The organism is Stenotrophomonas sp. 05L44_2, assembly GCF_056665995.1.
This window is the reverse complement of sequence record NZ_JBFTNR010000816.1, coordinates 1-1,710: the sequence shown is the minus strand read 5'-3', so window position 1 is coordinate 1,710 and position 1,710 is coordinate 1. Positions and strand designations below refer to the sequence as shown.

Below are 1,710 nucleotides of genomic sequence, written 5' to 3'. Positions count from 1 at the left end.
GGTCCACGGTCAGCATGTCCATCGACACGCGGCCGATCAGCCCACCGGGTTGGCCATCGATCAGCACCGGCGTGCCATTGGGGGCGAACTGCGGATAACCGTCGGCATAGCCCAGTGCGACCACGCCCACGCGTGTGCGCGCCTTGGCCACGAAGCGCGCACCGTAGCCGACCGGCTCGCCGGCTTCGATCCAGCGCTCGGCGAACACCTTGGACTGCATCGTCATCACCGGGCGCAGGCGCGCGGTGAGTTCACTGTTGTCCGGCAGCGGATTGGCGCCGTACAGCATCAGGCCCGGGCGCACCCAGTCACTGCGCACGTCCGGCCAGCCCAGCAGCGCCGGCGAGTTGCAGATGCTGGTCTCGCCTTCAAGACCATCGATGGCCTCGACGAAGGTCGCGGCCTGCTCTCGGGTACGCTCGCTGTCCAGTTCATCGGCGCGTGCCAGGTGGGTCATCATCACGATGCGCGCCACCTGCGGCAGTGCAGACAAACGCGCGTGCGCGGCGCGGAATCCGGGAACGTCCAGGCCCAGCCGGTGCATGCCGCTGTCCAGCTTCAGCCACACCGTCAGCGGCCGCGGGCTGTCGAACGCGACCAGCGCTTCCAGCTGCCACGGCGAACCGACCGAGAACCACAGGTCATGCTCGGCCACCAGCGCCATTTCGCTGGGCTCGAAGATGCCTTCCAGCAGCAGGATCGGCGCACGGATGCCGGCCTGGCGCAGCTCCAGCGCTTCTTCGATGGTGGCCATGCCAAAGCCGTCGGCCTCGCCTTCCAGTGCCTGCGCACAACGCACCGCACCGTGGCCATAGGCATCGGCCTTGAGGATCGCCAGCGCCTTGCCACCGCCCAGTTCACGGGCCAGGCGATAGTTGCTGCGCAGTGCGCCCAGGTCGATCAGCGCGCGGGCAGGACGCATGTGCGGTTCTCATGTTGCGGGGCGTGGCGATACTGGCCGTAGCGGAAGATATCCAGGCCTTCGGTGCTGATCTGCGGCTGGCGCGCGCTCATCAGGTCGGCCAGGTAGCGGCCCGAGCCGCAGGCCATGGTCCAACCCAGCGTGCCGTGGCCGGTGTTGAGGAACAGGTTGCGGAACGGCGTGGCGCCGATCACCGGCGTGCCATCCGGCGTGGCCGGGCGCAGGCCGGTCCAGAACTCGGCCTTGGCCAGGTCACCGCCCTTCGGGTACAGGTCGCGCACCACCAGCTCCAGCGTCTCGCGGCGGCGCGGCGACAGCGACAGGTCGAAACCGGCCACCTCGGCCATGCCACCGACGCGGATGCGGTTGTCGAAGCGGGTCACCGCCACCTTGTAGCTCTCATCGAGGATGGTCGAGGTGGGCGCCATCGCCGGGTCGGTGATCGGCAGGGTCAGCGAATAGCCCTTCAGCGGATACACCGGCAGGCGCATGCCCAGCGGCGCGACCAGTCCCGGCGAATAGCTGCCCAGTGCGACCACGAAGCGGTCCGCGGTTTCCAGCTTGCCGCCAATGCGCACGCCGGTGATGCGGTCGCCGTCGGATTCCACGCCGGTGATGTCCTGGTCGTAACGGAACTCGACCCCCGCTTCGGCCGCCATCTGCGCCAGGCGGCGGGTGAACAGCTGGCAATCGCCGGTCTGGTCGCGCGGCAGGCGCAGCGCACCCACCAGGCCATCGACGTGGGCCAGCGCAGGCTCGGCCTTGATGATGCCGGCGCGATCCAGCAC

At 68.9% G+C, this 1,710-nt stretch carries 2 protein-coding genes; both read right to left on the bottom strand.

Annotation, left to right across the window (positions count from 1 at the left end; all coding sequences use genetic code 11):
• Window positions 1-922: alanine racemase (gene alr / locus AC1VAN_RS20950; protein WP_480986650.1), on the bottom strand; the 922-nt coding region annotated here is incomplete at its 3' end.
• Window positions 901-1,710 (bottom strand): D-amino acid dehydrogenase (locus tag AC1VAN_RS20945; protein WP_480986649.1); only part of this gene is annotated, 810 nt, incomplete at its 5' end. The genes AC1VAN_RS20945 and alr, both read right to left, overlap by 22 nt.